We start from the raw sequence: 3,391 nt of genomic DNA on the forward strand, positions 1-3,391 counted from the left end.
CAACCCGCCCCTCATCACCAGCCACACCCTCCACCTGCTCCTGCACAACCGCGCCCAACCCCTCCCCCAACTCATCCACCAACTCCGCCTGCATAACCGCATCCGACTCCCACGACGCCTCCAACCCCGTCTGCCAATCCTCGTCCAAACCCGACAGCGATGCCGCAGCCTGCCCCTCCCCACCTGAACCCGCCATCACCTCATCAACCCACACACCAAGATCAACACCCGCATCCGACCACGTGTCCAGTTCAGCCGCACCCTGCTCCGCCGCATTCACATCCCACGACACATCTGAATCCGCCAACTCCCGATCAAGCAGCGCACCGAGATCGACGCTCCCATCCGACCACGCATCCCGTTCAATCTGTACGCCACGATCAGCCCCACCCTGCTCCGATTCCCCGCTCGACTCCATCGCATCCTGCTGCTCCTCCTGCTGCTCCTCCTGCTGCTCACCTGCCTCCACGCCCGCAATCCGCCCCGAGCCAGCCTTCCCCCGGGCCTCCATCGACTTCAGCGCCGCCTTATTTCTCTTCAGCCTTTCCCGCGCCTCCTTCAGCTCCTCCACAGAACCAGCCGACTCATCCACCTTGTCCCGCAACGCACTCAGCTTGGCCTTATTGGCGGCACTCTGCGGCAATGCCTCCAACGCCTTGATTTCCGCAGACCATTTTTTCCGTCTCGACACTCGGACGTTCAGCCGATTTTCCTCCTTTGTGTCCTTTTCTATTTCCTGCCGCAAATCGAGCTCGGCCTTCTGCTCCCCAGTCAGCTGCCCCTGCTCCTCCAACTTCTTCAACTCCGCAACCCGGTCGGCGGCGGCGTCCTTTCCCACCCGCCTGTTCGCGTTATCTTTCTTCCGTTGCTCCCTATGCTTCACCTCCTTCAACTCATGCTTCGTCAGCTTCTCCTCATCCTCCCGTGTCAGCTCCTCCGGCCCCTTCAACTTCAACTCCGCGACCTGGTCGGCATCGGATTTTATCTTCTTGCGATGAGACTGATTATTCTTCTGGGCTCGCCGCTTCCCCTCCGCCACCTTCAATCTAAGCGTCTCCAGCTCCTCCAACTCATCACCAGTCAGCTCCTCCCGCCCCTCCAACTCCGCAAGCCGGGCGGCATCGGCATTTTTCCGCTTGCGATAGTTCACGCCACTTTCCGCCTTTTGCCGCTTCCACTCCGCCACCTTCGACTTAAGCGTCTCCAGCTGCTCCGCCTCCTCACCAGTCAGCTGTTCCTGCCCCTTCCCCTCCAACTCCGCAAGCCGGGCGGCATCGGCATTTTTCCGCTTGCGATAGTTCACGGCAATTTCCGCCTTTTGCCGCTTCCATTCCGTCACCTTCAGCTTAAGCGTCTCCAGCTCCTCCAACTCGTCACCAGTCAGCTGCTCCTGCCCCTTCCCCTCCAACTCCGCAAGCCGGGCGGCCTCATCCTTTCTCGCCTGGTACCGCTCCGCGTCCATTTCCTTCTGCCTCTGTTTCAGCCCCGTCGCCCGCGAGTCCTCTGCTGCCTGTTCCGCTGGCGCGGCTCCGGCCCCATGCATCGACTTCAGCTCCGCCCTATTTTTCTCCAGCCTTTCCCTCGTCCCCTTCGACTGCTTCGCAGAGCTAGCCGACTCAGTCACCTTGTCCCGCAGCTGGTCCTCGACCTCGGCGCTCCGCGGCAACGCCTCCAACGCTTCGATCTCCGCATCCTCTTCGTTCACGTCTCCATCCGACCACGCATCCCGTTCAGCGCCACCCTGCTCCAATACCCCGCTGGGCTCCATTGCATCCTGATCATCCTGCTGCCCACCTGCCTCCACGCCCGTAATCCGCCCCGACCCAGCCTTCCCCCGGGCCTCCATCGACTTCAGCGCCGCCTTATTTCTCTTCAGACTTTCCCGCGTCTCCCCCAACTTCTCCTCATAACCAGCCAACCCAGCCACCCTGCCCTGCAACGCACTCAGCTTGGCCTCATTGGCGTCACTCCTCTGCGGCAATGCCTGCAACTTCTTGAGTTCCGCAACGCCATTTCTCAGTGTAGACACGTGGAACTTCAGCCGATTTTCCTCCTTTGCACCCTTTTCTATTTCCCGCCGCAAATCGAGCTCGGTCCGCTGCTCTGGATTCAGCTGCCCCTGCTCCTCCAACTTCTCCAACTCCGCAAGCCGGGCGGCGTCATTCTTTCTCGCCTGGGTAGACTTCGCGTAAGCGTTTTTCAGCATCTGCTTCCGCTTCGCCACCTTCGGCTCAAGCGTCTGCCACTCCTTCGCCTCCGCCTCAGTCAGCCGCTCCTTCCCCGCCAACTCCGCAACCCGAGCGGCGTCATCCTTTCTCGCCTGGTTTTGCCTCGCGTTACCTTTCTTTTGCTTCTCCTCCCACGCCGCCACCTTCGGCGCAAGCGTCTGCAACTCCTCCGCCTCCGCCTCAGTCAGCCGCTCCTTCCCCTCCAACTCCGCAACCCGAGCGGCGTCATCCTTTCTCGCCTGGTACCGCTCCGCGTCCCGTTTCCGCTCCGCCGCCAATGCATCCTTAGCAGCGGTTGCATTTCTCTTGTGCCGCTTGGAGGGCCCAGAACTTTCACCTGTCTCCTCCCGCGGCCTCTTCGCGGACTGCCGCTTCGGACCCGTTACCTCTGTGGGCAGTCCAGCTCCCCAGCCCTGGCGCCGGAGTGCGGGGCCGTCTGTTGGTAGCACTACCGGTGCCTGCGGTTCCGCCTCCGGGTTTTTGAGTGCTTGCGGGTTGTCCGAAGTCGGCGCGTTGCGTGCTGGATCGCCGTCGGTAGGGGACGCGCTGTCGGTAGGGGACGCACCGTCGGGGTTCGGTTGTTCTTCCTGGATCGGTTCCAGCGCCGGTTTGCCCGTCGCGTGCGACGGCCCCTGCCGAACGGATTTTCCGGGACGGTTGTCCGGCGTCCGGATCGTCCTGACCGTATCCGGTTTCACACCCGGGCGCACCGATGCGCTCCGAGCGGTCTGGAACTCGTGTGCCAGGTTCCGCGACAACTCATCAGCCAGCCGCTGGTCATCCTGTGCCAGCGGACGCGCCAGCACCGCCGCCATATCGTTGCGCAACGCCAGAAGCTCATCCGCGGTCCGGCCATCCAGAGCACGGAAATCGTGGTCCCTGGCCAGGACCATCTCCGCCCGCCACCGCAACGACTCCTGCTCCAGCGCACCGAGCTTGCTGAACACCGGCCTCGACCGTTGCGCCTCACCCCGCAAGTCCTCACGCGTCCACCCCAGACCCTCCGGACTCACCCCCGGCTCCGCGGGATCGCGCAGGACCGGGCCCGGTTCGATCCAGATGTCCACTCGCGTGGGTCCTTCGGCGTGCAGGAACTGCGGTGCTGTGATCAGTCCGAGGTCACCGGCCCCGAGACGGGATTGGGGGGGAAGGTCATGCTGTGC

Annotated in this window: 1 protein-coding gene; it reads right to left on the minus strand. The window is 62.9% G+C overall.

What is annotated here, in order from left to right:
- Positions 1–3,175: hypothetical protein (locus tag ACWDKQ_RS35505; RefSeq protein ID WP_450143128.1), on the minus strand; the 3,175-nt coding region annotated here is incomplete at its 3' end.
- Positions 3,176–3,391: the final 216 nt, after the last annotated feature.

It is taken from the genome of Saccharopolyspora sp. NPDC000995, assembly GCF_053599315.1.